Below are 25,434 nucleotides of genomic sequence, written 5' to 3' on the forward strand. Positions count from 1 at the left end.
GGAAGCAACTGGCTTTTGGCGCACGTTTCGGCCATTAAAATAAGAGCGAAAAAAGCAGCGTTTGGGATAAAAATCCTAAACGCTGCTTTTCATTTATTATTTAAATAATTCGAGAATATCCAACGGTTGTTCAAAGCGGTGGGCAACGTGCTGATGATCAGCGTTCTTGTCCATCCCCCAAACAGCTAAGCCAAAGTCAACGTTAGCGGCGTAAGCGGTCTGTTCGTCGCTCAGTGAATCACCGATAAACAAGGCATTTTCGGGTTTAACGTGAACCATGCCGATTGCAGTCTGGAGTGGCTGAGGATCAGGTTTGTGCCGATCCGTATCGCTGGCACTGATGGTCACGGACATCCGCATCATGAATGGATAGGCGCTCATGCCACTTTCCAATTCAGCTCGTCGTTGGGACGTCACAATACCCAGTTTTAAGTCGGCTGGTAATTGTTCAAACAAAGTTGTGATGCCTGGGTAGAGCTGGATTTCGGCGTAGTGGGCAGCCATGGTAGCTTCGTACTGAGCCTGAAATTGCTCAAATTCACTAGCTGCGATGCCTAACTTAGCCATGGCCTGCTCAGCAGCCATTGGGAAGGTCTCCTGTGCTTGTTCAGCGGTCAAGGTTTTACCATAACACGCGAGTACTTCTTGCATAACGGTGGCGTATACGGGTTGACTATTCGTTAACGTACCGTCGATATCGAACATAATAGCCTGATAAGTCATGATAATCATTCCTTCCAAGGTGATATGAATTCAGTATAGCAAAATCAACCTTGACACTGATTAGGGGAACCATTATAGTTAGATTAATAATTGATGAGGAGCTAATGATATGTCATTACCGTTAAAGTCACTAAAATCGAAAACTAGCTTTTACTTTTGGTATTTTCGCTAGTGTTTGTGCCGGTATTTGGTGCAAACACGAATCCGATGTTTGCATCGATGCGGTAGCCAAAAGGTTTTTGTGTTTTAACGGCGCCCATGGATGGTTGAAAATTCCAGGGGTGGCTAATAATTGTTTCGTTGTCGCACACCCTTGTAACTTTCAGGGGTGTGTTTTTTTACCCCGTTCATTCCAAACGCCTTCACCAACTAACAAAAACTAACCAATTTTGGGAGGAACCCTTATGCCAATTAAGTCAGAAAACCTAGTCCAACAGATGAATCAAGCCGTTGAGGAGATTCAACCCTCCGATATTTTAGCGTTCAACGCGGAAATTGCTAATATTCCAGATATCGTCCGCCTAACGTTGGGTGAACCAGATTTCAATACACCTGATCACGTTAAACAAGCGGCAATTGAAAGTATTAATGATAATCAGAGCCACTACGCACCATCGAACGGAACGTTGGCATTACGAACCGCTGCCGCTGACTTTTTGGCTAAGAAGTACGATGTGCACTATGATCCAGCGAGTGAAGTCATTATCACGGCTGGCGCGACGGGTGGGATTTACACCGCGTTAACTTCAATTCTCAATCTCGGCGATGAAGTTTTGATTCCAACACCAATCTTCCCACTGTACATTGCAATCGTTAAGTTGGCAGGGGCGACGCCGGTCTTCATGGATACTTCGGCTAATGGATTTGTCTTGTCACCAGAACAATTGCAGACAACGCTAACGGAACATCCTAAGACGAAGGCGGTTGTGCTGAATTTTCCATCTAACCCAACCGGGGTGACGTACCGGCATGATGATTTGAAGGCATTGGCGGACGTACTGATTGATCAACCAATCTTTGTCTTATCTGATGAGATTTACAGTGAATTGACTTATGGTGATCATCACGAATCGATTGCCAAATACTTACCTGAACAGACGATTCTATTGAATGGTGTCTCTAAGTCACACGCGATGACCGGCTGGCGTATCGGTATCATGTGTGCGCCTAAAGCAATCACGACGCAGCTCGGCAAGATTCATCAATTCACAGTGACTTCAACCACAACTAACGCGCAAGCAGCTGCTACGGAAGCCCTGACTAATGGGATTGATGATGCTCAAGTGATGAAACGTGAGTACCAAAAACGTCGTGACTACTTATATGAAGCGCTGAACCAACTCGGTTTTGAATCAGCGAAACCAGAGGGGGCTTTCTACCTATTCAGTAAGATTCCAGCGGGATTACCACAGAACAGTATGGCCTTTTGTCGGGAGTTAGCCCACGATGCCAAAGTTGCGTTGATTCCGGGCAGTTCATTTGGTCCTGGTGGTGAAGGGTATGTTCGAATCAGTTACGCAGCTTCGATGACGGACCTGAAAAAGGCGGTCACGCGGATCAGTGAATACATGGTCAGAAAAGCCATGGTAGGGAGGACGAAGTAATGAAAATTTTGATGTACAGTGTCCGGGGTGATGAACAGGCTGCCATTCAAGCTTGGGCGGCTGAACATGAGATTCAAGTGGATACGAATGACTTAGAGTTTCACCCGGAAACGGCTGACTTGGTCAAAGGCTACGATGGACTTGTCATTCAACAGCGGAGTGCGATTGGCGGTGACGCTAGCCTATATCAAAAGCTGGTCGATGGCGGATTAAAGCAGTTGACGAGTCGGACAGCGGGCGTTGATACGATTGATATTCCTGCTGCGAAGGCGGCTGGCTTAGTCGTAACCAACGTACCAGCCTATTCACCAAATTCGGTCGCTGAAATGGCAGTGACCCAAACGATGAGGTTGATTCGAAATTTAGAGTTATTTGACCAACGAGTGGCTCAGCAGAATTTCCAGTGGGCTGGTCTACAAGCCCGTGAGATCCGCTCATTAACGGTGGGGATCATTGGTGCGGGACGTATCGGTGGGACGGCAGCGCGACTCTTTCACGGTTTAGGCGCACGAGTGATTGCCTACGATGTGGTTCGGCATCCTGAATTGGAAGACGTTTTGACTTACGTTGACACTAAAGAAGACTTGTTGCGGCAGGCTGACGTGGTTGATCTGCACGTGGACTTGAATGCGAGTTCGGCCGGTTTGATCGATGCAGCAGCGTTACATCTAATGAAGAATGATGCGTTCATCATTAACGCGTCACGGGGACCAGTTGTTGTAATATCGGCTTTAGTTGAAGCGCTAAAAGCTGGCGAAATTGCTGGCTGTGCCTTGGATACGGTGGAAGGCGAAGAAGCCTTGTTCAATCAAAATCATCAGGGCGAAGTACTCCAAGATACCAACGTGGCACAGTTGATGCAGATGCCTAACGTGATCATCACGCCACACGTCGGCTTTTACACGAATTTAGCCGTTAAGAATATGGTTGAAATCAGTCTGAATGATGTCGTAACCATCTTAAATGGTGGTACGACTGGGCATGCTTGTTAAGCCTTGTTTATTAGACTGAGATATTGAGGAACGTCAAAAGAGCGGACCGTGATCAACGTCACAGTCCGCTCTTTTGGTATTGTCGCTGTTAATGGAAATGCTCGTATTCTACGCATAGCCACAAAATGACTTTTAAGCCATGCTGATTCACACGACTGGTTCGCTCAGCCAGCCGTTGTCTAATAGTTGGTGATAGTTTTTACCGATCGGTACCCAGAGTTTAGCCTGCAGGATGCTGCGAGCTTCATCCCAGAATAGTGGGTCATGTCGTTCATTAGTAGAGAGGTTTAATTTAAGGTAAGCGCCCGTTTCAGTTTTTGCAATCACGAAGGGGTAAAAGACCTTGATGATTTGGGCGGCTAAGATATTTTTCATGTTAGTTGCTTGATCAAGTAGCATTTTTAGTTCCTCCTTGGTTAGCTTAAGCGATTAGTTAAAGCTAGTTTAGCGAAATAAAGTAAAGAAAGGGTATTGCAAACGTTAACATTATTTTAAATTGTTAATTCAGTGACAGGAATAACCAATACTTGGAAAAAAGAGTGCCGAATGCTTCCAGACGTGGTAAAACGGAAACTGTGGGAGCCGCCATTTTGTTAAGATAACAATTAATTTATTAAAACTATTTTTATTATCTTATCTGATTGATCGATGATTGTAAAATTATACGAATTATTATGATTGATTTTAGGGTAATGTTCATAATGACTAAACCGATTCGGTTGTTTTAACCTAATCAGGGTAGTTGATATCCCACTGTTTTAGTTAGATTGAACAATATGAGACTGCTTTTTGACAAAATAACTAATTATGTATTAAACTATTTAAATAGCATTAACGAAGAATAAGGATTTCTTAACTTATCAAGATTAATGTAATATTCTTAGGTAATCAGTTTATGAACTGATGAAGAAAGCGAAGGTGACTGCAATGTCAATGATCGAATTTCACGACGTCGAAAAGTACTATGGTGATTTTCACGCCCTTAAAAATATTAATTTAACGATTAATGAAGGTGAAAAAGTTGTTTTGATCGGACCATCTGGGTCAGGTAAGAGTACGTTGATTCGAACCGTCAATGGTTTGGAACGCGTCCAGTCAGGTCAGTTGTTAGTCAATGGGTTTGATTTAGCCGATCGCAAGACGGATATGAACAAGATTCGTAAGAATGTCGGCATGGTGTTTCAACATTTTAACCTCTACGCCAATAAATCGGTGCTTGAAAATATCATGATCGCACCACGCTTGGTTTTAAAACGGCCAGAAGCTGAAAATAAGAAGTTAGCTATGGACTTGTTGGATAGTGTTGGTTTAGCAGACAAGGCGAATAACCTACCTAGCCAACTTTCAGGTGGTCAGTCACAACGGATCGCGATTGCGCGGTCACTTGCAATGAAGCCTAAATGTTTATTGTTCGATGAACCAACCTCAGCGCTTGATCCTGAAATGATCGATGATGTGTTGAACGTTATGAAGACGGTTGCCGAAGATTCAAGTATGACGATGCTCGTTGTTACTCATGAAATGGGCTTTGCGCGTGAAGTTGCTGACCGCGTGATCTTCATGGCCGACGGTGAAATTTTGGAAGATGATGCCAAAGAAAAATTCTTTGATGGTGAACCAAGTAACGAACGGGCCCGTCAATTCTTGGGTAAGATCATTACACATTAAGATTGAGGGGAGGACCACGAATGAAAAAGTTTAAACATATCATTGGTGCACTCGGCATGCTAAGCCTGCTGATGGTGGTCTTAACCGCTTGTGGAACACGGCCGTCGCTGGCTAAACAGGACGTGCTGTCGAACGACAAAGCTAGCAAAACCATTACTTGGGGTGTTAAAGCCGATACACAGTTATTCGGGTTGATGGACGTTAAGGATAATCAGATCAAGGGATTTGATGCTGATATTGCGACAGCCTTGACTAAAAAGGTACTTGGCAAGGACGCTAAGGCGAAATTTGTGCAAGTTACCAGCCAGACCCGGATTCCATTACTTAAAAATGGGAACATTGACGCGATCATTGCGACGATGACGATTACACCAGAACGGGAAAAGCAGGTTGATTTTACGGATTCCTACTTTGATGCTGGTCAGGCGCTACTCGTGAAAAAGGGCAGTTCCATTAAGTCAGTTAAGGATTTGAATAAGTCTGGTACCAAGGTAATCGGGGTTACCGGTGCCAACTCGGTAGCCAATATCAAGAAGTTTGCGCCTAAAGCGCAAGTGTTGGAGTTATCTGATTACGCGCAAGCCATGACTGCTTTGAAATCCGGTCAAGGGGTCGCATTGACTACTGATAATGGGATCCTTTACGGGATGGCGGCTCAGAATAAGGGCTACGAAGTTGTTGGTGGCACCTTTACTAAGGAACCTTACGGGATTGCGGTTAACAAGGGTCAGGAACCATTGAAGAAAGAATTGAATAAGGCATTAAAAGAAATTGAAGCGGATGGGACGTATAACAAAATCCTGAAGAAGTGGTTCGGGAACGTGTCCGGTTTCAACTATAAGGAGGCGGCACGCTAATGGTCTATATTCTAACGCATTATTGGTCAGAGTTGATTCAAGGGCTGGGCTACACGTTGCTCTCCAGTTTGATTGCTTTGGTATTCAGTACAGCAATCGGAACGATGTTTGCAATCTTTGAAGTGCTGCCTAACAAGGCGATGCGGATTATTGGCCGCATCTATATTGAAATCTTCCGGAACATTCCATTACTAGTTATTGCAATGTTCTTCTACGTGATTATTCCAATGTACGTGGCGAAGATCGACGGCTTTACGGCCGGAACAATTGGTTTAACCATCTACACGTCGTCCTTTATCGCTGAAACGGTGCGGGCGGGGATTCTTTCCGTTGATACGGGTCAGATGGAAGGCGCGCGAGCTAACGGTATGACTTACTGGCAAGCGATGAGCAAGATCGTGTTACCACAAGCGTTCAAGATCATCATTCCGCCACTAGGTAACCAGTTCATCAACTTGGTTAAAAACTCGTCAGTGTTAGCGTTCGTGGCTGGTTTTGACTTGATGTACCAAGCCAACTCGATTGCATCGTTGTCACTAGATACGATCAACAGTTACGTGGTCGTTGGGGTCTTCTACCTGATCATCACGTTGCCATTGAGCTACTACATGCGGCATTTAGAGAAAAAACTAGCTTAGAAGGGGGCGACGATTCATGCAAAATTTTATTGACGCGTATTCGTGGATAAATATCCGCTTCTTACTCGAAGGACTTTGGGTAACGGTGGAAGTGTCCGTCGTTTCCATCATTGCCAGTTTTATTATTGGGTCAGTCTTGGGAGTATTACGCTACGTTAAGATCAAATATTTATCAGCGGTTGTTGGCTTTATTGTCGATATTGTTCGGAACTTGCCACTGATTCTGATTATCTTCTTTACCTACTTTGGACTACCACACTTGGGGTTCAAACCGGGGATTATCTTTGCGGCTGTTCTGGCGATGACGATTTTTGAATCAGCGATGCTGGCAGAAATTATTCGTTCAGGGATCTTAGCCGTTGATTATGGTCAGATGGAAGGTGCCCGAGCTAATGGGATGTCTTACATGCAAGCTTTGTGGCACATCATCTTCCCACAAGCCATCAAGAAGACGATTCCAACGATCGTGAGTCAGTTCATCTCACTTATCAAGGATACGTCGCTGGCAACCATCATCGTGTTGCCAGAATTATTGAATCATGCTCAGATTATTTACGGGCAGAATTCATCGTACATCTTACCGATGTTCTTGATGATCGCGGTGATGTACTTTATCATCTGTTACGCGTTGTCGGTACTCTCACGGGTGTTGGACAAGAGGTTAGCGTAAGAGAGTGGGCCAGCAGGCGGTTAGAGACCGAGCATAGCCTAGGAGCAGTAATGATGGTGTTACTTTGCCATCGTTACTGCTCCGTAGCTAAGCGGAGGTCTCTGCCTGCTGGCGCACGTTTCGACTATTAATGTAAAAAGCAAACCGAGTTTGGGCTTCCCCAGACTCGGTTTTATTGTTCCCAATTTTTAATGACAAGGAGGCAATTGTCGTCTCTAACTCAACGGTGTTTCTCCAAGACTACTAGATTAATGAAGCAAGCCTCGTCATTTTTAGTCAACAAAAAACCGGCTCGTTTAACACGCGGCCGGTAAGAAATTAAGCTTGATTCTGTTTAAGTTTCCAATAGTACAGTGGGAATCCAAGAGCGACGATCAATAGTGAGACGACGACCCCAAAGAAGTCAGAGCCGATTTCACTAAAGATGACGAAGAAGGCGCCTAAAATCGCAATCAATGGAATCACTGGATAACCAGGCGTTGAGAAAGGTCGTGGCTTATTCTGATTACGTTTGCGGAGAATGAACAAACCAATGAACGTGGCAACGTAGAAACAGTAAACTGTAAAGATACAGAGGTCGGATAACCGATCAGGGTTGAAGAAGGTGATCATGATGCTGGCATAGACGAGAATGAAAATCGTTGCAACAATTGGTTCATGAGATTTCTTGCTCAAGTAGCTGAGTTGCTTAGAAAACGGCAATTGATTCTGATCAGCCATCGCGTAGATGATACGTGGGAACGTCATGATTTTCCCGTTTAGACAACCGACCATCGAAACAATGATCCCGATGTTGAGTAGGCGACCACCTAACGTCCCAAAGGCTGCCTGGGCAAAGTAAAGGGTCGTTTGTTGGCCTAATTTGTGAATGGTTGCGGCAGGAAGAAAGTGTAAGATGCCGTAACTGACTAAGGTGTAGGCAATCAGCACTAGTGAGATGCCAAGAATGATTGCTTGTGGCAATAGCTTCTGAGGATTCTTGATTTCACCACCAAGGTTAGCAACCAGAATCCAGCCATCGTAAGCGAAGAGTGTGGCTAAGACGGCAACCCCGAAACTACCCGTTGATTGAGTGACTGTATGTATGGACTCACCGAGTGCGTTTTGATTACCAAAGAATAATCCAAAAATAATAATAGCAGCAATTGGTAACAGTTTGCCAAGGGTCGTGATGATCTGGAAAGCGGCGCCCCAGCGGTTTTCGAACATGTTCAAAATTCCAATCAAGATGATGACACCGATAGCTAGCGGTGCTTGCCAGAAATTGCTGAGATTGAAGAATCCAACTAGTAAAATACCTAAGTAAGCCGCAATCGAGGCGATGATTGCGGGGCCGTATACGGCGACTTGCATCCAGCCGGAGAGAAATCCCCACATCTTACCATAGATACGTTCCATGTAGACGTAGAGGCCACCGGTATGCGGCATCTGTGCACCGACTTCGGCAATCGTTAAGCCGGCGGTCAGCGTGATCAGGCCACCTAATAACCAGGCGAGTAGGGCGGCACTTGGTGAGCCGGCGCTATCTAAGACTGAAGATTGCTTGAAAAAGATTCCTGAGCCAATAACCGTACCAACGACGAGCGATAGTGCTGACCAAAAACCAAGTGAACGGTTTAAGGTCGTTTCCTGTTTTGTATCCTGCATTAAATGAAGAGCCCCCTTATAAAATGAGTACATTTGAATGAATGCACTCAGCATACCAGAGTTTTATGGTGCTGACAATTTAATAAAGGAAAGAAAAACGCCTTTTTTAACGTTTAAATACGAACTAATATAACTTTAACGGTTATATCGTTCGAGAAAGCGGTTTTAATTGGAAACTGATGTTAGAGGGAATTCGGTATTTATAAAATAATTATTTATCAGCATAAAAGTTAAACGAAAATAGAAGATGAAATGCGGTTTAATAGGATTTTTTGACGGTTGCTACAAGTCGTGATTACCAAAATGCGTGGCGAAATGAACCCTCAATTATCATGGTGGCTGCATTTTATTAATAACGGATGTCAACATTGGTATTTCCCTTTGGTGTCTCAGCTAAAATACAGTATAATTCAACAGGGACATAAGTGAGTGGAGGGAACTTGATGGTAATAACAATCGTGGTTCTACTGACGATTTTAAGTGTGGGGTTATTCGGCTTGTTAGTAGCCGGTGCGCGCCGTCAGCAGGCTGCTCTTTTAGATCACAGTTTTGGGTTAGGCTTCGGGATCGGAGCGCTAACTGATTTTTTAGATACGCTAGGTATTGGGAGTTTTGTGACGTCAACGGCGCTTTTTCAGGCCAGTCACTATTTGAAGGATGAGCGTAAGTTACCGGGAACTTTGAATACGATGCACGCGATTCCGACTGCCTTTGAAGCTTTTTTCTTCGTAACGGCGGTGCGGGTCGAACCGTTAACGTTGATCAGCTTGGTGTTAGCTGCGACCATCGGTGGTTTACTTGGCAGTGAGGTGATGACCAAGCTAAATCAGCGCTGGGTTCAATTGATCATGTCAGGTGCATTGGTGGTGACTGCCTTCTTAATGATGGCGAAACTACTCGGGTGGATCAGCTTATTAGGTGTTGCCAATCACGCAACTGGCTTACATGGCTGGTCATTACTTATTGGGATTATTGGTAACTTTATCTTGGGCCTATTAATGTCGGCTGGTGTCGGGTTGTACGCACCATGCATGGTGATGGTGTACTTCTTAGGGTTAACACCATTGGCTGCCTTTCCAATTATGATGTTGTCGTGTGCCTTGATGATGCCGATCTCAGCGGTCAATTTCATTCGGCATGATCGGGTGGATTATCGGGGGCTATTCGGAATTATTGCTGGCGGTATTGTCGGCGTAATTGTAGCTGCAACACTAGTTAAGTCGTTGTCGCTAACGGCTTTGAGCTGGTTGATTGTCGTGGTCAGCCTGTGGACGTCATTTTCATTGTGGCGGGCTGCTCAGCGGCATAAAAATTCATTTTAAATTAACGTGGATCAGATGACAGTGCTCAGTTTGAGCATCATTTGAAACACGTTTTTTTATTGACAATATATACAGCTAGCTGTATAACTGAGTTGAGGTGAACAGTATGAACCATGATGAAATGGTCGCGCGGCAAGTGTTGATCTTGGCTCGCCAGATCACACGTCGGCGCAACCAACACTTGCGTAACCTGGAATTGACGACGGAGCAGGCGGATGCGCTGAATTTTTTTGCAAGCTATCCAGATAGCACGGTAACGACGTTTAAAACGCGCCAAGGAATCACCCATCAAACGGCGCGGCTGATTGTCCAACGGTTAGCAACACGCGGTTACGTACAATTAACGGCCAGTCCTAATGATGGGCGGGCTAAGCAGGTCACGCTGACAGCGAGCGGTCGGGCCAAACGTGAGCAGCTACAGCAACATGGTTGGCAAACTAGTGCCCAGATGTTTACTGATTTTAATCCAGAGCAACAGCAATTATTTCTAAGCTTGTTACAACAAGCTAATCAGAATTTGGAAAGTGATGAGAATTGATGAAAACACGGCTATATACGCCTAATGTCAAACTGGTGCTCGTAGCCAGTTTCTTCTTCTTAATGAGCCCGATGCTGATCAACCCGGTGATTGCGGGTTTTACCCAGTCGATCGGTGCTAGTAGCCTATTAGCGGGACTGGTTGCTGGGTTGATGAACCTGACATCACTAATTTTACGGCCACTGGCAGGAAATTTGACGGATCGGGTCTCAAAGTACCATTTGACGCTGGTGGGGGGCTGCTTGTTAGTTGTCGCTAGTCTTGGTTACAGTTTAACGACCAACATCGTGTTAGTGGTGTTACTGCGGATTCTAAACGGGGTTGGTTACACACTCTGTTCAGTTTGTATGGCAACGTGGATGGCGAGCCTGTTACCACCTGATCGCATTGGTTCTGGAATGGGAATCTATGGACTTGCCAACGCGCTTGGAATGGCGTGTGGACCGGCAATCAGTGTTTTCTTGTATCAACATTATAGTTATCAGAGTGTTTATTGGTTAGCTGCAGGGTTTAGTTTATTGTTGGTCATCATGATTCAATTCGTGACGGACCGTGGTGAACCGGTAAAACGAGAAGCGGGTGCCGAACGGAAGCCGCTACGAATCGTGCAACCAAGCGTAATTCCAGTTGCGATGATTCTATTGTTATTCTCACTGCCATACTTTGCGACTCAGACCTATATTGTGAGTTACGTGGCGACGCGTCATTTTCACGTGGCAGCCGGAGCTTTCTTTCCAATCTATGCTGGTATCTTGCTCGTGATGCGACTTACCTTGCGTGATTGGTTTGACCGGGTGCCTTTTAAGCGGTTCATCTGGGTCTGCCTGCTCTGTAATTTATTAGGCCTGATTGGTTTAACCGACATGAGTAACTGGGGGATGTTAATATTAGGGGCGTTTGGATTAGCTGCTGGTTACGGCATGATGTTTTCAATCTGTCAGGCCAAAGCGATGATGCTGGTGCCAGAAGAAGACCATGGGTTAGCCAACAGTACGTTTTATATTGGTGTCGACCTTGGCATGTCACTGGGCCCAATCCTCGGTGGGGTGATCAATAGTCACTTGCCAGTCGCGTGGTTCTATCCAATCATGATGGTGACACTGCCATTGATCGTAATCGTCTATCTAGTTAGTCGGCGACGATTGGCCTAATTTAATTAGTTATTATCAGAGTCTGCGATGAAAGCAGGCTCTTTTTGATTCCGTTAAATCGCAACGGCACCTACTGTTAGTTACTAAAGGTTGAAAGTTAATGATTCACTGAAAATATTGATATGGCGATGAGTGGAAAGCTAAGATTAGTCACGACTTTCGCTTCCGGTGGTCCGTACTAGCTCACTTGTTGGGACCGGGTTAAGCCTGAGAAGCGGTCTTAACCCTCGTCTTGATCCTCGGCACAATTCGCCAATGATCAAGGACGTCCGTGGCCTAAGTCCGGAAAATCACCGAACTAAAGCCACCTTCACAGCATCGCTAGTACTGCCCCCCTTCGGCTAGATTGGTTAATGCTAATGATAAGTATTATTAATATTAGTTCACGAAGATTGTTAGCTGAATAGTGGTTAACAAAGTTATCATTGAATAAAATCTAAGCGGAGCTAGACGGGGAAATATGCCATGAAGGCAATCTTAAGTGGCGGTCTTGGCCGCTTTAGATTGCGGGACGTCTTTTGAGACTTGGGTTTTGGGCTCAAAAGCGAGGTCCTAGACCGCTTTTTGGCTAGGACCGGTCCCCATGCATATTTTACCGGCTGGCGGAGCGATGAGTAATAATGTATCTTACTGTAACTTCTAAGCAACTGTCACTGGTATGGTAGTTGTCCCAGAAGTTACAGTAAGATACAAAAAAAGTGCCTGAGACTAAGCTCAGGCACAAAGTAATTATTAAGCTGGTGTAACGGTATATTTTTCGTAGCGTTGGGCGTCAACTGCGGTCAATTCTACCGTTAGTTGTGTGCCGTCTGCCAAGTATTCGGTTTTCTGAATGTTAGCATGGTCGTTTAGATAAGCAACCACGTCACCGTCACTGAATGGAATCAGTAAGGTTGAGGTGACGTAATTATTGAAGACCTTTTCTTTGATCATTTGCGTTAAGACTTGTAGTGAAGCTTCATCCCGCGCCGTGTAGATCAATTGATCTTCCTGCTGGTTTGGATATTCTGCTTCAGTCAAATCGGCTTTATTGTAAGCATAGATCATTGGCACATCGTGAACGCCGATTGCTTCCAACGTTTGTTCAGTGGTGGCCATCATTTCCTTGTAATGTGGATCAGCGTAATCGATCACTTGGATCAATAGATCGGCACTTGCTGCTTCAGACAAGGTTGAACGGAAGGCGTTGATCAAGTTATGGGGTAGGTTGCTGACGAAACCGACCGTATCGCTCAATAAGAGCTGTTTGTTGTCGGGGAATGTCAGTTGACGGATGCTAGTATCCAAGGTGGCAAATAGCATGTCTTTTTCGAAGACTTGTTTGTCTTCACCCTTACCGAATAGTTTGACTAAGCCATTCATGGTAGTTGATTTACCAGAGTTGGTATAACCAACTAAGGCGACGTTTGGCAAACCAGCCTTGTCGCGTTGGGCACGGCGAACCTCGTCGTCCTTATTGAGTTCTTTGAGTTCGTGCTTAACATGACTGATGCGGTCTTGAATCGTCCGGCGATTCAATTCCAGTTGGGTTTCACCAGAACCACGGTTGGTAAAACCACCGCCACCACCAGCTGCCGCACCGGCTTGTTGGTCAAGCCGGTTTGAGATACTCGTCCGTAGACGTGGTAATTGGTATTGCAATTGGGCGATCTTAACTTGAAGTTTGGCTTCCTTGCTGCGCGCGCGGTTACCGAAAATTTCTAAGATCAAACCGGTACGGTCAATAATTTGGACCCCAGTTTGTTCTTCAAGATTACGGACCTGACTGGGAGTCAAATCAGCGTTGATAACCATAATATGCAAATCGTTAGCCTCAGCCATCTCTTTGATCTCAACAACCTTACCCTTACCAAAGTAGGTTGCGCGATTGGGTTTATCCAATCCTTGATCAATCCGCAGTGCGGCGTGCATGTTATTGGCTTCAACGAGTGCTTCCAGTTCAGCCATCGCGTAATCATAATTGGCGACTGTCTTGGACATGCCGGCAATGATCACTTCTTGTATTTGTTGAGCGTTAGTTTCAGACATTTGCTCACTCCTAACGTGTTGTAGTGTTCTAAGTATAACATGGCTTACTGAAAATATTATGATAAGGTCTTTGTGCGGGAAAATCCGGAATTAATACGTTCTCATGATTTCAAAATAAGTACCACTTGGAATTGAGAATATGAACGAATCTCATAATGTACAAAAGCCTGGAATAAACGTGTTTAATTGATTGCAATTGATCAGTCAGCATCGGATAATGAAGGTGTTGCCTACCTATACCGTGTAACGGATAGGAGGTGTCATAAATGTTACAGGCATTTTTTGTTCCGCTTGTGGTTGGGTGTTTAGTAGCCGTGTTTACGGACTGGTTAGACCGCAGACATCACAAGTAAACTAGTTTGGGCAACAATCTAACCCACCCGTTTATGGAGATACATAAATGTCAAAAATCCCCTCAACTACACCACTAGTTGAGGGGATTGGTGTCTAAATGTTACAAACATTTTTCATGAATTATTATAACATGCTCAGCGTAAAAATACTCCTTTTAGCTCATCATTTTTAACATCTGTAAGACAAGTTTGATAAGTTCAAAATTGGCAACAATGGTAGCATCTGTGGCATTGAAAGGCAGTGGTATAATGATGCTGAAAGTAATAGATTATCGAGACCTAACAACTTTGGCGAATTACTTACAATCAACAAGCGGCTTCACGGAGGTTTTAACAATGGGCTACGTATTAAAGTTAAGAAAATTAATCGGTCACCAACCATTAGTGGTGGCTGGTGCAGCAATCATTGCACAAAATTCAACCGGAAAAGTTTTACTAGTTTACCGGACGGATAACCATTGCTGGGGTTTACCTGCAGGTTCCACTGAACCGGGAGAAACGGTGCAGCAAACTGCCCGACGTGAATTGCAGGAAGAGACCGGGTTAACAGTTGGTGCGCTGACATTGATCGATGTATTCAGTGGCCCGAAGATGCACTATCAGTATCCGAATGGTGATGTAATCGACAGCGTGACGACTCTGTATCGTGCCAACACGACTGGTGGAGAGCTAGTTCAAGCCACTGATGAGACGAGTACGGCATCTTTTTTTGACTTGAACGATTTACCGACTCCATTGACGCCCCTTACCAAGTGGATGTTATTAGGTGAGTAACCTTGACCCTGGTGTTGGGATTTGCTATAGTGAACAGAAATATTAATCGAATTGTCACCGGACAACGTGAACTCAACTTCCTTAGGTCATTGTGGAAGTAGGGGGAGCGCTGTCCGTTTTTTCGTTTAGAGGAGGAATTAATGATGACGTGGATTTATTTAGTAATTGCAGGGATTTTTGAAGTGGTGTGGGCGACGATGATGAAATTGAGCGAGGGCTTTAGTCATATCGGTTACGCGGCTGCCACTGTGGTAGGAATGATTTTAAGTTTCGGTTTTTTAGCATTGGCGACGAAACATCTACCTTTAAGTATTGCTTATCCGATTTGGACGGGAATCGGTGCGGTCGGTGCGATTTTGGTAGGACTGGTATTCTTTAAAGAGTCAATTGCACCGATGACGTGGATTTTCATCGTGCTACTAGTGGTTGGTATCGTGGGTATCAAGGTTACGAGCTAAACTGATGGCTTAAGTTGTTAAACTGAAGCTACTATCATATACTAAACGCACTAAGGGGGAATGTTAAAATGTCAGAACTATCAGAAGTACAAACTTTATTACAAATGATTGGTCAAGCGGTTCAGGATCCAACGGTTCAGGGGGACGCTGAATTGAGTCAGTTACTTGCTAAGAATGCGAAACGGCTACAGGGAAAGCCAGAGCAATATCATCAAGTTGCTGCTGATTTGAACCAAGCACTTAAATTCTGGGGGATGGGTCACTTGCACGCACCTGAAGTGTTAAACCCACTGTATCAGGCCACCATCGCGGGGACGCGTGGCCGGGCATATCAGAAGACGCCGACGGGATTTAAATAGAGTGGTGCAAAAGCCGGTTAGCTGCTGAGCATAGCCTAGGAACACCAATGATTGGGGTTTTCAATCGTTGGTGTTCCGTAGCTAAGCGGAGGCAGTTGGCTTTTGGCCCACGTTTCAAAATATGAAACAAGTAAATTAGGGACCGAGCATAGCTTAGGAAGAATAATGATTGGTTTTTTCAATCGTTGTTTTTCCGTAGCTAGGCGGAGGTCGCTGCCTGGTGGAGCACGTTTCAACCATATAAGTAATAGCAATCAAAAAAGCAAGTTATCCAGAAATTCTGGGATAACTTGCTTTTAATTTACAACATTTTAGTGTCGAAACGTGCGTCACAAGGCAATTTGTTCCGCATAACCCGAAAGCAGGAACCATTCCAAACCCCGGAATAATCCCTACTTCCACGTTAATACTCGCAAACTGACCGTCTCGTGAAACACTCTTTTTATAAGTGTTGGTTAATTGCTACGTCAACGAGATCCTGTGCGTAGTCGACAACTTTGATATTGTCGCCATCAACATCGATACGGGTGACGCTACCATTCTTAGGACCAACTGTAATGTCAGTTTCTGGGCTGAAACGTGAGACCATGCTGCGGATGGTGGTACCGTGGCTTACGAATAGCAACTTTTCATGGTTGTCATGGTGCGCTTTCAAGTAATCGAAACCTTGATCGATGCGGTCCCAGTACATCTGATTGTCTTCGGCTTCACGCCAGGGATCAATCGAGCGCATGATGTCGCGGCTCTCTTCGATACTGACGTGGTCGAGGAGTTCGTGAAGGCTAGTGACGCCGTATTCGTGGCCGACTAATGACCAAGTCCGGCTGGAATCGCCACCTTCAAAGTAGCCGTAGAAGACTTCACGGAAGTTCATCAGCGTTTTTGAAGGCTGATCACCGGCACCGGCTGCCTGTCGAATCAGGCGACCTGTATCGACTGCTCGTTTAGAATCACTGCTGTAGAAATAGTCGAAGTGCTTGTCGGCTAAGGCTTGTCCCACCTTAGTGGCAGTAGCTTGTCCGTATTCCGTTAGGGGTGAGTCTGACCAGCCCTGCATCCGGTTATATAAGTTGAAAAAAGTCTGCCCATGACGGACAAAGTAGATTGAAAATTGTGACATGACTGTCTCCTTATTTAGACGAGGTGATCTTTGCGGCCGAAGTAGTCTAACTTAATATCATCGTCACTGATCGTGAACTTGGTGACACTGCCGTTTTGAGGGCGGTCTGGTGAAGTTAAGTCAGCGAATTTGGCGGCGATACTGTAGATCGTGTTACCGTGGCTCACAACTAACACCTTGTCGCCGTCGTGATGCTTGGCACGAAGGGTGTCGAGGCCACCGTTGACCCGTTGCCAGAATTCGTCATTGTTTTCGGCACGGTGAAAAGGATCGGCTTCCTTACAGAAGTCTTTTGCTTTTTCGATGCCGTAGCGTTCAATGATGGCTGATAAACTAGGTGTTTCGTGGGGCGCGCCGACCATGAACCAGGTCTGCGACGTGTCGTCGCCTTCAAAATAACCATAGAAGGCCTCACGGAAGGCGGCCATTGGTTCAACAGTCAGGTCAGCGTTGCCGCTTGAAGGTAGTAGTAGTTCAGCGGTACGAACGGCTCGCGTCATGTCACTGGCATAAACGGCATCGAAGTCGATACCATTCAACATTTTGCCAGCGTTGACGGCGTCCTGTTCACCGGTCGTAGTCAGTGGTGAATCGCACCAGCCCTGCATGCGACGGTATTTATTAAAATAAGTCTGTCCGTGGCGAATCATATAAACGGAAAAAGTGGCCATAAGATACTCCTCTACTTTTGTCAAAACTTAAACACAATGTCTCAATTCTACCATAAAATGATGCGGCACTAGTTCGCTGTTGCGAGGGCTTGGCGAATCTGGGGTGCGCTCTGTTTGCTACCAGTGAAAATTAGGCGGTCGCCGTATTGAATCGTGGTGTTCCCGTTAGGTACGATTAACTTACGGTTCCGGATGACTTGGCTAATGGTAATATCCTTAGCAAACTGTAAGTTCTTGATCTGAACGTTGGTGTACAGGTGGTTGACAACCCGAACTTCGTAGATGCTGTTTTCGGTATCGTTGAGCATCAATAGGGTCGATGGTGATTCGATCAACGCCCGGAGTAACGTGATGTTCGCTTCCGGCGTGTTGTAGACTTCAATGCCCAGCGCCTTCAATTCATCTTCGTGTTCGTTCAAGACGTTACGGTCTTCAAAACGGACGATGATACGGCGGACACCGTAATCTTTCGCTGCCTTAGCTAACTGGTAGTTGCGTTCAGCGTCAATGTGACCTAGAACCAGGATGTCGGTGTCAAAGACGTCGTTATCTTGTAAGTCCTGGGTCGAAAAATTCTCCATCAACGTTACAGGCACCTGCGCGTGGTAAGTGGCGTAGTTTTCAGGATGGTTGGTGTACATCTCAATGTCGTACCAGCCCTTGCGTAACTGTTGGGCAACCGGCACGGTACTGAGGTTCGCGCCGATAAAGTGGACTGACGTTTTGACCAAGTCTTCCTTTTCAGCGGAGTAGAACTTGTTGAAGATCAGTGGTGAGATGATACAAGTCAAGAGGGCGGCCAGTAAAAAGGCTCCGGATTGGTCGGCCGTGATCGTCTTCATCGACTTGGCAACGCGTAAGACGGCTAAGACCATTGTCATCGTGGTGGCCGTCAAAGCGGTTCCGGCGAGGGCGTTGGCTGATTTGAAACGTAATTTTAAGACCCAATAACCGCCCATTTTGGCAATCATGTAGGCTAGGAAGAATAGTGGAATCAATAGGAGCGTTTTACCACTCGTCAGCAATGTCCGTAAGTTCAAATCGACCCCGGTCGTAATGAAGAAGATCGGGATGAAGAAGCCATAGCCCATCGCGTCGAGGCGTTCACGTGTACTGTCGCTAGGGTTCAATAGTTTCAAGACGATCCCGGCAACGAACGCACCTAGAATATTTTCGGCACCGACGGATTCAGCGACCGTTACCATCGTTACGATCAGGAAGAAAGCTAAGCGGATGTCGAGTTGAGTCGTTGACTTGTTGATATTTTGGTAGAAACGGAAAAATGGTTTGAAACGCAAAAGTAACAGCGCGGCGACCGCTAAGATCAGTAATAGTAGCCACAAACTCTGTGAATCACTACCATAGACAGAAGCGTAGAGCGTCAGTCCCATCATCGGCACTAGTTCACCGAAGACTGAAATTAGGAGGACGGTTTGACCGAACGCTTTACTGAGCAATTCCTGCTCTTTAAGCGCGGCGATAACGATCCCTAGGGAAATAGTCCCGAACAGGATTGCAGCTAGCCAGAAGTCACTAAACAGGCCACTGGCTTTGAATGCGGCGGCTAGTCCTAATGAAAGAACGACAATCGTGCCGTATGCGTAGACTGATAATCGAACGGGCGAGTACTTCGGTAAGTTGACGGCATTTTTTTGTTCGAGTGGTGTTAATGCCGTACGCCGTTTTTTGAATAAACTGAAGTCGATCTCCATCCCACTGAGGAACAGGAGGACGATCACACCAATAGTTGAGAGCTGTGAAATCAGGCCTGAGGTATTTACAATGTTGAATACGCTTGGGCCAAGAACGATCCCGACGATGATTTCCATCACGGCGGTTGGCAAACTGTTGATCTTGAATTTCGCCATCATCAGCGGAATCAATAGAGCTGCCAGTAGAATAATGAGAAGTGCGACTTGATCCATGAAAAATTCCTCGATTCGTTTTAATAAACTCGAAGCTGAGTATCGTCAAAGGCCCAGAACGCTTCGTTAACTTTTGGATCAGTAAAGACTTCTAACATTGGGCCGATGCCTGGAGCAAGTCGGTCTGGTGTCAAACTGCTTAGAGGTTGCCAACTGATGGCACCTTCGTAGGAACCGGTCAGTAATTCGCCGTGGTAGTCGCTAGTGGTGTACAGCGTACCGAGCGAAACGTCGCCGGCTTCATTTTCGACCCACGTGACGGTGCCGACTAGTTGTAAATGATCGACGGTGAGACCAGTTTCTTCTAAGACCTCACGCTTCATTGCGGTGACTTGGGATTCACCGGGATCAACGTGGCCGCCGGGGAAAGTCAGGCCGGCCCATTGTGAGTCGATCTTGTTTTCGACAACGACTTCACCAGTCTCTGGATTGGTGATCAGGCACATGTTGACGAGTTCAGCCCGGACAGTCCGGTCGTGATGTTCATGTTGGTTCTTAGTCTGAAGCCAGTCGTCAGCCTTATCGGTGATACTGCGCATAAACGGCGCTTTGGTTTCTAAGTAGGTGTTGGCATCGTTAGCAGCCGTTTGCCGAATCGACGTATACTTGCGGCCATCGGTGCGGTGAGCGTTTAAGTAGTCACGAACTGTGAGTAGTTGTTGATAGGCCTTGGTATCTGTCGTTAGAATTACGTGGACTTCCTGATCATCGAACGTCAGCGTGTACGTCGTGTCAGTTTCAGAAACCGACTGTGCATCCAGTTGGCTGACAGCTTGATCGACGTCGGTGACCAACAGTGCTAGGTCAATGATCGGCCGTGCCAGTAATTGTGGCATGGCGGTACTACCGACGTGGCTGCTTTCTAATAATAGGGTAGAAGTTAATCGTTCGGCGAGCTGCGTTTGATACTGAATTGCCAGTGTTCGCCAAGCGGGTTGATAAGGTATTAGGTCAATTGTTTTCATGAGCATTCCTCCGCTAGTAAGTCATTGAAAGGATACACTTTTTGGGGCGGTTTGAAAAGCAAAGGAGAGTGGTCCCCAAGACGGTTAGTTTGCGAGCATTAACGTGGAACCAGCGCTTATTCCGGTTTTGGGAATAGGCGCTGGTTCCGGGTTAAGCGGAACAAACTGCCTTGGGGACCACGTTTCGACTATCAATATTTGGAGCGGACTGTTTATCCCAAACCAGAAAAAAAAGTCCACCACACCTAGACGAGCGAGTCTAAGCCTGGTGGACTAATATTTTAAAATTATTGTTAGGCGACTTGCCGGTGACGCAGTAGCTTGAATACGGCGACTGCCGCCGTTGGAATCAGCGTCACGAGCATGATGCCCAAGAAGCACAGTGATAAGTGGCTTTGGACGAAGCTGATCGAACCGAAGAAGTAGCCGAGTGAGCAGCCAACGCTGACCCAGATGGCAACGCCCAAGAGGTTCCAGCGAGCAAAGCGACTGGCTGACATTTGGGCGGCACCAGCACTCAGCGGAATAAAGGTCCGGACGAGTGGGACGAAGCGACCGAACATCACGGCTTTACTGCCATATTTGGCGAAGAAGGCCTGCGCGTGGTCACGTTTATCTTGCGGAAGTAAGCGTTGTAGCCATGGTAAGCGAATTAAGTGGCGGCCGATTTCAAAGTTAACGGTGTCGCCAATAATCGCAGCGGCGAGAAAGACCGGCACTAAGACCTGAATACTGAGGGCGTGGGTGGCGGCCATCGTGCTAGCTAGGAAAATCAGCGATTCGCCAGGAAGAAATGGAAAGACGACCATGCCGGTTTCGAGGAAGATGACAGCGAACAGCACCAGATAACTCCAACTTCCTAGCGTTGTTAACAAGGGGCCGATAAATTGTTCAAAATGAGTTAAGATCATAATTAAGCTGGTCAACCGTGTCACCTCCAAATAAGTTGTGTTGATTATAGCGGCTGTGAAAGTAAAAAAGCTAGCATTAATGACCCCGTGGAAACGGGTTTAAGACAATCATAACTTTGATAACCAAATGTTCAAACTTTTCGCCTAGAAAAGTCAAAAATAGACTAGTTTGTGCGCTTTATTAATTGAGTCATACCGCAGATAGTGATAAACTTATTGTTCGATATTTAGGAATGGAGGGCGTTCAATGGCTAAGTCAATTAAAGCTTCAGAACAGGCACACTTAGACGACGTGGTTTCGAAAATTAAGGTGGCTGAGGAACAGCAGAGCCAAGCCATTACGCGTTCGGAACAGGATCAAGCCGATATTAAGCGGGACTTGCTCAATAACATCAATATTAAAACGGATAGTTATGAAGGCATGATGGAAACCGGGTTATCGGTGCGCCAGCAACAACAGATGATGGATGAACGGCAGAATAGTTGGAAACACGCGACTAAGCAGTTATCTACATTGAAAAAGCTGGAGAAAAATGCCTATTTCGCGCGCATTGATTTTCATGAAACCGGTGAACCGAAGACGGAAACCATCTATATTGGATTGAGTTCATTTTCCGACACACCGGATCACTTTTTGGTCTATGACTGGCGGGCGCCCGTTTCAAGTATTTACTACGACGGTGGTCTAGGTAACGTGACGTACCGAACGCCAGATGGTAATCAGGACGTCAACGTTAAGTTAAAACGTCAACTGATGATCGAAGACGGTAAAATTCTGACGGTGTACGATACCGATGAAGCGGTCGGGGACTCGATGCTGCTCGAAGTCTTAGATGAAAAGTCTGACGTTAAGATGAAGAGTATCGTAACGACCATTCAGAAGGAACAGAATACAATTATTCGTGATACCAGCTCTGACCTGCTATTCGTGCAGGGGGCAGCGGGTTCCGGTAAGACGTCGTCCGTGCTACAACGGGTGGCTTACTTACTCTAATCGTTACCGCGGTAATTTAACGGCGGGACAAGTTATTTTGTTCTCACCTAACCAATTATTTAATGATTATATTAACCAAGTGTTGCCAGAACTTGGTGAACAAAACATGGTTCAGATGACTTACTTCCAATACGCGTCATACCGCTTACCACGGATGCAGGTCGAAACGTTGCAACAACGTTTTGAGACTGAAAATACCGGGTCAATGGCAAAAATCACTAAGTTGGAAGGCAGCTTAGCCTTCTTCAACGCGGTCACCACTTACGGTCGTCACTTGGAACAAGCTGACATGCGTTTCCGTAACATCACGTTGAACGATGAAGTGGTTATTCCACGGGATAAGATCAAGTCGATCTACTACTCATTTAATGAAAATTATCACTTAGCAAACCGCTTGTCGGAAACTAAGGAAGAATTGATCAAGATTTTGAATCGGAAGGTCGATTCTGAGATGCGGTCGAAGTGGGTCGAAGAAGCGGTCCAAGACCTCTCACGTGAAGAAATCAATCGGCTCTATGGTGATGAACCACGCGAATTTACCAATGGTGACAAAGAATTCAAATTCTTGGCACGTAAGATCGTTATGCAACGTTTGGGCAAAGCTCGGACGCAGATCGTTCGTAACCGTTTCTTGAGTATCAACATGCAGTACGCGCACTTCTTGCGGGAAGTACCCCAGATTATCGATTTGGCGAAGTATGATATTACTGAAGCCGAATGGGATGCAACCGTTGAACAGAAGTTGGCTGCCATCAAGGACCGTCATATTTCACTGACAACGGTATCGACGTACATGTACTTGCATGATCTGATGACAGGTAAGCACGGTCAGCGTGATATTCGCTTCGTCTTCTTGGATGAAATTCAGGATTACAACGCGTTCCAATTGGCTTTCTTGAAGTTCAGTTTCCCGCAAGCACGTTTCACGATGCTCGGGGACTTGAACCAAGCCATCTTCACCAAGGAGAATAGTCATTCGTTGATCAGTGAATTAGGGACGATGTTTGATCCGGAGAAGACCAAGGTCATTCAGTTGACTAAGTCGTACCGGTCAACACAACAGATTACCGACTTTACTAAGGAAGTCTTAGTGAACGGTGAGGCAGTTACGGCCTTTGATCGCCAGGGTGACTTACCAAACGTCATCACGACGGCGGACTTTGAAGCTGGTGTGGATCAAGTTATCGATCAGTTATCGATGAACGATTCTGATCGTGATACAACGGCGATTATCGGGAAGACGTTGGCCGAATGTGAGACGTTGACGGCAGCGTTGAAGGAACGTGGCGAAAAGGTCACGTTGATTCAGACTGAAAATCAACGGTTAGCACCGGGCGTTATCGTGGTGCCATCCTTCTTGGCCAAGGGGTTGGAATTTGACGCAGTCATCGTGTGGAATGCCAACACTGAGAACTACCAGCGTGAAGATGAACGCCAGTTACTCTACACGATCTGTTCACGGGCAATGCACGAATTGACCATCGTGGCTGTTGGTGAATTATCACCATTATTGTCACGGGTGAACACTGATCTGTATACGTTGGATGAATTGACGGTTTAAATATTAATAATGTGAGGAACGACGGCTTGTAACTGAGCGGTCGTTTTTTTATTGGGGTAATTGTGAATTTATTAATTAAATGAGATGAAAATTAAATAGTAAATATAATAGTTACTAAATGTCGTGGAAACGCTATCATTATCAGCAGTTAAGTTGTAAAATAAGTGGGTAAACAGAGATACTGATGATTATTAATCAGTCGTCAAGTTGGTGTTTTGGCTTAAAGTGAAGTTAATAACAAAAACAACCACCGTTTAAATGGCGGTGCAAGGAGGAGTTCCACAATGACAATTACTGAAATGTTAGGCATCAAATACCCGATTTTCTCTGGTGCGATGATGCGGATTGCGACTCATGAATTAGTTGGCGCGGTATCGGAAGCGGGTGGCTTAGGTGTCCTCGGTTCAGCCGGATTATCTGCCGACCAGTTGCGAGCAGAGATTCGTGCGACTCGTGAAATGACGGACAAACCATTCGGTGTTAACCTGATGTTGCAGATGAAGAACTGTCCAGAATTAGCCCAAGTGATTATCGACGAGGGCGTCAAAGTGGTCACGACTGGGGCGGGTAATCCAACGTCGTACATCCCACCACTGCACGCGGCTGGCGTGAAGGTGATTCCTGTCATCGCTTCGGTACACCATGCCCACAAGATGGTCGCGGCTGGGGCTGATGCTGTGGTAGCGGAAGGGCAAGAATCCGGTGGTCACATCGGTCAAACGTCAACGATGGCGTTGTTGCCGCAAGTCGTTGATGCCGTGGATATTCCCGTAATCGGGGCCGGTGGAATTGGCGATGGCCGTTCAGTGGCTGCGATGTTTGCTTTAGGTGCACAAGGGATTCAGTGTGGGACAATCTTCTTAACGGCTGAGGAGTGCCCAATTCCTGCTAGCTACAAGGACCGCGTGTTGGCAGCTAGTGACACGGAAACCATCGTAACGGGTCGTAGTCAGCGTGATCCAGTGCGGGCCTTACGTAACCCAATGTTGGAGAACTATCTTCAACTGGAACAGAGCGATGCGCCAGTTGAAAAATTACATCAACTAGCAGATGGCTCGTTCGCTAAGGCGGTTGAGAACGGTGATATGGAAACTGGGACGCCAATGGCTGGGGAAGTCGCTGGGATGATGACAACAATTCGACCAGTTAAGACGATTATCACGGACCTGTTTGCGGAAGCAGACCGGGTAGCGGCTGGGCTGAAGATTGGCTAATTTTTAAGAAGAGCGGGACAAAAGGCGGGGTGCTGCCGAGCAGAGCCTAGGAATATGAATGATTGTGCACTTTCAATCGTTTGTATTCCGTAGCTAGGCGGAGGGAGCAGTCTTTTGTCGCACGTTTCGACTGTAAATATTTGAAGATGGAAAAGTTTGGGTTTTGTTCCAACCTCTAACTAACAAAGAATGCCAATAATTGACGTTCAGTAGGATTAACGGCACCCGTCGTATTTCACGGGTGCCGTTTTTTAGTATAAATGGCTCTTTGTCAACGGCTGTTGATGGAGT

General features: G+C 46.0%; 23 protein-coding genes and 1 pseudogene. 15 read left to right on the plus strand and 9 right to left on the minus strand.

What is annotated here, in order from left to right; genetic code table 11:
- Positions 1-96: 96 nt before the first annotated feature.
- Complete coding sequence (locus ACG95_RS03035) at positions 97-723, minus strand: HAD family hydrolase (RefSeq protein ID WP_047999091.1); 627 nt, start codon at positions 721-723, stop codon at positions 97-99.
- A 404-nt stretch (positions 724-1,127) separates the two neighbouring features.
- Between ACG95_RS03035 and ACG95_RS03040 the strand changes: the two genes are divergently transcribed.
- Positions 1,128-2,327, plus strand: coding sequence for an aminotransferase class I/II-fold pyridoxal phosphate-dependent enzyme (locus tag ACG95_RS03040; RefSeq protein WP_082137286.1), 1,200 nt, complete (start codon positions 1,128-1,130; stop codon positions 2,325-2,327).
- A complete protein-coding gene (locus ACG95_RS03045; RefSeq protein ID WP_047999092.1) occupies positions 2,327-3,319 on the plus strand; it encodes a D-2-hydroxyacid dehydrogenase in 993 nt (330 codons plus the stop codon). The genes ACG95_RS03040 and ACG95_RS03045 overlap by 1 nt, the downstream gene beginning before the upstream one ends.
- Before the next feature lie 147 nt (positions 3,320-3,466).
- Here ACG95_RS03045 and ACG95_RS03050 read toward each other — a convergent pair whose 3' ends face one another.
- Entirely contained in the window at positions 3,467-3,718 is a 252-nt protein-coding gene (locus ACG95_RS03050; protein WP_047999093.1) for a hypothetical protein, read from the minus strand.
- Between the two features lie 528 nt (positions 3,719-4,246).
- Between ACG95_RS03050 and ACG95_RS03055 the strand changes: the two genes are divergently transcribed.
- The 4 genes from ACG95_RS03055 to ACG95_RS03070 are packed head-to-tail and all read left to right on the plus strand — an operon-like array spanning position 4,247 to position 7,152.
- The gene (locus ACG95_RS03055; protein WP_047999094.1) at positions 4,247-4,987 is read left to right on the plus strand and encodes an amino acid ABC transporter ATP-binding protein; all 741 of its coding nucleotides are present in this window, start codon (positions 4,247-4,249) and stop codon (positions 4,985-4,987) included.
- A 20-nt stretch (positions 4,988-5,007) separates the two neighbouring features.
- Positions 5,008-5,844: a glutamate ABC transporter substrate-binding protein gene (locus tag ACG95_RS03060; protein WP_047999095.1), complete on the plus strand. Its 837-nt coding sequence runs from the start codon at positions 5,008-5,010 to the stop codon at positions 5,842-5,844.
- Positions 5,844-6,482: an amino acid ABC transporter permease gene (locus ACG95_RS03065; RefSeq protein WP_047999096.1), complete on the plus strand. Its 639-nt coding sequence runs from the start codon at positions 5,844-5,846 to the stop codon at positions 6,480-6,482. Before ACG95_RS03060 ends, ACG95_RS03065 begins: the two co-directional genes overlap by 1 nt.
- Positions 6,483-6,498: 16 nt before the next feature.
- Entirely contained in the window at positions 6,499-7,152 is a 654-nt protein-coding gene (locus ACG95_RS03070) for an amino acid ABC transporter permease (RefSeq protein ID WP_047999097.1), read from the plus strand.
- A gap of 318 nt (positions 7,153-7,470) precedes the next feature.
- Here the strand turns inward: ACG95_RS03070 and ACG95_RS03075 are convergent, their stop codons facing one another.
- Positions 7,471-8,799, minus strand: coding sequence for an APC family permease (locus ACG95_RS03075; protein WP_047999098.1), 1,329 nt, complete (start codon positions 8,797-8,799; stop codon positions 7,471-7,473).
- A 443-nt stretch (positions 8,800-9,242) separates the two neighbouring features.
- On the opposite strand from ACG95_RS03075, the gene ACG95_RS03080 reads away from it, so the two are divergent.
- From ACG95_RS03080 to ACG95_RS03090, 3 genes are all read left to right on the plus strand, one after another.
- Positions 9,243-10,121 carry a sulfite exporter TauE/SafE family protein gene (locus ACG95_RS03080; RefSeq protein ID WP_047999099.1) on the plus strand — a complete coding sequence of 293 codons (879 nt, stop codon included), beginning with the start codon at positions 9,243-9,245 and terminating at the stop codon, positions 10,119-10,121.
- 97 nt (positions 10,122-10,218) lie between these two features.
- The gene (locus ACG95_RS03085) at positions 10,219-10,659 is read left to right on the plus strand and encodes a MarR family transcriptional regulator (RefSeq protein ID WP_152668272.1); all 441 of its coding nucleotides are present in this window, start codon (positions 10,219-10,221) and stop codon (positions 10,657-10,659) included.
- On the plus strand, positions 10,659-11,810 hold the full coding sequence (locus tag ACG95_RS03090) for an MFS transporter (RefSeq protein ID WP_053072642.1): 1,152 nt from the start codon (positions 10,659-10,661) through the stop codon (positions 11,808-11,810). Before ACG95_RS03085 ends, ACG95_RS03090 begins: the two co-directional genes overlap by 1 nt.
- A gap of 732 nt (positions 11,811-12,542) precedes the next feature.
- Here ACG95_RS03090 and hflX read toward each other — a convergent pair.
- The gene (gene hflX / locus ACG95_RS03095) at positions 12,543-13,838 is read right to left on the minus strand and encodes a GTPase HflX (RefSeq protein ID WP_047999102.1); all 1,296 of its coding nucleotides are present in this window, start codon (positions 13,836-13,838) and stop codon (positions 12,543-12,545) included.
- A gap of 266 nt (positions 13,839-14,104) precedes the next feature.
- On the opposite strand from hflX, the gene ACG95_RS14985 reads away from it, so the two are divergent.
- From ACG95_RS14985 to ACG95_RS03110, 4 genes are all read left to right on the plus strand, one after another.
- Positions 14,105-14,191: a type I toxin-antitoxin system Fst family toxin gene (locus ACG95_RS14985; protein ID WP_152668274.1), complete on the plus strand. Its 87-nt coding sequence runs from the start codon at positions 14,105-14,107 to the stop codon at positions 14,189-14,191.
- Between the two features lie 336 nt (positions 14,192-14,527).
- Entirely contained in the window at positions 14,528-14,965 is a 438-nt protein-coding gene (locus tag ACG95_RS03100) for an NUDIX hydrolase (protein ID WP_047999103.1), read from the plus strand.
- A gap of 143 nt (positions 14,966-15,108) precedes the next feature.
- Positions 15,109-15,423, plus strand: coding sequence for a DMT family transporter (locus ACG95_RS03105; protein ID WP_047999104.1), 315 nt, complete (start codon positions 15,109-15,111; stop codon positions 15,421-15,423).
- A gap of 68 nt (positions 15,424-15,491) precedes the next feature.
- The gene (locus ACG95_RS03110; protein ID WP_047999105.1) at positions 15,492-15,782 is read left to right on the plus strand and encodes a bacteriocin immunity family protein; all 291 of its coding nucleotides are present in this window, start codon (positions 15,492-15,494) and stop codon (positions 15,780-15,782) included.
- Positions 15,783-16,224: 442 nt separating this feature from the next.
- Here the strand turns inward: ACG95_RS03110 and ACG95_RS03115 are convergent, their stop codons facing one another.
- The 5 genes from ACG95_RS03115 to ACG95_RS03135 form a co-directional block, all read right to left on the minus strand.
- On the minus strand, positions 16,225-16,902 hold the full coding sequence (locus tag ACG95_RS03115) for a histidine phosphatase family protein (RefSeq protein ID WP_047999106.1): 678 nt from the start codon (positions 16,900-16,902) through the stop codon (positions 16,225-16,227).
- A gap of 14 nt (positions 16,903-16,916) precedes the next feature.
- Positions 16,917-17,573 carry a histidine phosphatase family protein gene (locus ACG95_RS03120; protein ID WP_047999107.1) on the minus strand — a complete coding sequence of 219 codons (657 nt, stop codon included), beginning with the start codon at positions 17,571-17,573 and terminating at the stop codon, positions 16,917-16,919.
- A gap of 68 nt (positions 17,574-17,641) precedes the next feature.
- Positions 17,642-19,498 (minus strand): cation:proton antiporter family protein, encoded by a 1,857-nt coding sequence (locus ACG95_RS03125; protein ID WP_047999108.1) that lies wholly within the window; start codon positions 19,496-19,498, stop codon positions 17,642-17,644.
- A gap of 20 nt (positions 19,499-19,518) precedes the next feature.
- Positions 19,519-20,463, minus strand: coding sequence for a GrpB family protein (locus tag ACG95_RS13925; protein ID WP_053072644.1), 945 nt, complete (start codon positions 20,461-20,463; stop codon positions 19,519-19,521).
- A gap of 293 nt (positions 20,464-20,756) precedes the next feature.
- A complete protein-coding gene (locus ACG95_RS03135) occupies positions 20,757-21,389 on the minus strand; it encodes a DedA family protein (RefSeq protein WP_152668273.1) in 633 nt (210 codons plus the stop codon).
- A gap of 232 nt (positions 21,390-21,621) precedes the next feature.
- Between ACG95_RS03135 and helD the strand changes: the two are divergent.
- Both helD and ACG95_RS03145 read left to right on the plus strand, forming a co-directional pair.
- A pseudogene (gene helD, locus ACG95_RS03140) lies at positions 21,622-23,929 on the plus strand (RNA polymerase recycling motor HelD).
- A gap of 284 nt (positions 23,930-24,213) precedes the next feature.
- Positions 24,214-25,143, plus strand: coding sequence for a nitronate monooxygenase (locus tag ACG95_RS03145; protein ID WP_047999109.1), 930 nt, complete (start codon positions 24,214-24,216; stop codon positions 25,141-25,143).
- Positions 25,144-25,434 lie beyond the last annotated feature (291 nt).

This window comes from Lactiplantibacillus herbarum (assembly GCF_001039045.1).
Lineage (GTDB): Bacteria > Bacillota > Bacilli > Lactobacillales > Lactobacillaceae > Lactiplantibacillus > Lactiplantibacillus herbarum.

Excerpts from the sequence above, each read along its gene's own strand:
- ACG95_RS03055 (WP_047999094.1), top strand. The coding sequence starts at position 4,247 with ATGTCAATGATCGAATTTCACGACGTCGAAAAGTACTATGGTGATTTT.
- ACG95_RS03050 (WP_047999093.1), bottom strand. The coding sequence starts at position 3,718 with ATGCTACTTGATCAAGCAACTAACATGAAAAATATCTTAGCCGCCCAA.
- ACG95_RS03065 (WP_047999096.1), top strand. The coding sequence starts at position 5,844 with ATGGTCTATATTCTAACGCATTATTGGTCAGAGTTGATTCAAGGGCTG.
- ACG95_RS03035 (WP_047999091.1), bottom strand. The coding sequence starts at position 723 with ATGACTTATCAGGCTATTATGTTCGATATCGACGGTACGTTAACGAAT.
- ACG95_RS03090 (WP_053072642.1), top strand. The coding sequence starts at position 10,659 with ATGAAAACACGGCTATATACGCCTAATGTCAAACTGGTGCTCGTAGCC.
- ACG95_RS03105 (WP_047999104.1), top strand. The coding sequence starts at position 15,109 with ATGACGTGGATTTATTTAGTAATTGCAGGGATTTTTGAAGTGGTGTGG.
- ACG95_RS14985 (WP_152668274.1), top strand. The coding sequence starts at position 14,105 with ATGTTACAGGCATTTTTTGTTCCGCTTGTGGTTGGGTGTTTAGTAGCC.
- ACG95_RS03145 (WP_047999109.1), top strand. The coding sequence starts at position 24,214 with ATGACAATTACTGAAATGTTAGGCATCAAATACCCGATTTTCTCTGGT.
- ACG95_RS03040 (WP_082137286.1), top strand. The coding sequence starts at position 1,128 with ATGCCAATTAAGTCAGAAAACCTAGTCCAACAGATGAATCAAGCCGTT.
- ACG95_RS03125 (WP_047999108.1), bottom strand. The coding sequence starts at position 19,498 with ATGGATCAAGTCGCACTTCTCATTATTCTACTGGCAGCTCTATTGATT.
- ACG95_RS03070 (WP_047999097.1), top strand. The coding sequence starts at position 6,499 with ATGCAAAATTTTATTGACGCGTATTCGTGGATAAATATCCGCTTCTTA.
- ACG95_RS03060 (WP_047999095.1), top strand. The coding sequence starts at position 5,008 with ATGAAAAAGTTTAAACATATCATTGGTGCACTCGGCATGCTAAGCCTG.
- ACG95_RS13925 (WP_053072644.1), bottom strand. The coding sequence starts at position 20,463 with ATGAAAACAATTGACCTAATACCTTATCAACCCGCTTGGCGAACACTG.
- ACG95_RS03100 (WP_047999103.1), top strand. The coding sequence starts at position 14,528 with ATGGGCTACGTATTAAAGTTAAGAAAATTAATCGGTCACCAACCATTA.
- ACG95_RS03080 (WP_047999099.1), top strand. The coding sequence starts at position 9,243 with ATGGTAATAACAATCGTGGTTCTACTGACGATTTTAAGTGTGGGGTTA.
- hflX (WP_047999102.1), bottom strand. The coding sequence starts at position 13,838 with ATGTCTGAAACTAACGCTCAACAAATACAAGAAGTGATCATTGCCGGC.
- ACG95_RS03075 (WP_047999098.1), bottom strand. The coding sequence starts at position 8,799 with ATGCAGGATACAAAACAGGAAACGACCTTAAACCGTTCACTTGGTTTT.
- ACG95_RS03110 (WP_047999105.1), top strand. The coding sequence starts at position 15,492 with ATGTCAGAACTATCAGAAGTACAAACTTTATTACAAATGATTGGTCAA.
- ACG95_RS03115 (WP_047999106.1), bottom strand. The coding sequence starts at position 16,902 with ATGTCACAATTTTCAATCTACTTTGTCCGTCATGGGCAGACTTTTTTC.
- ACG95_RS03045 (WP_047999092.1), top strand. The coding sequence starts at position 2,327 with ATGAAAATTTTGATGTACAGTGTCCGGGGTGATGAACAGGCTGCCATT.
- ACG95_RS03120 (WP_047999107.1), bottom strand. The coding sequence starts at position 17,573 with ATGGCCACTTTTTCCGTTTATATGATTCGCCACGGACAGACTTATTTT.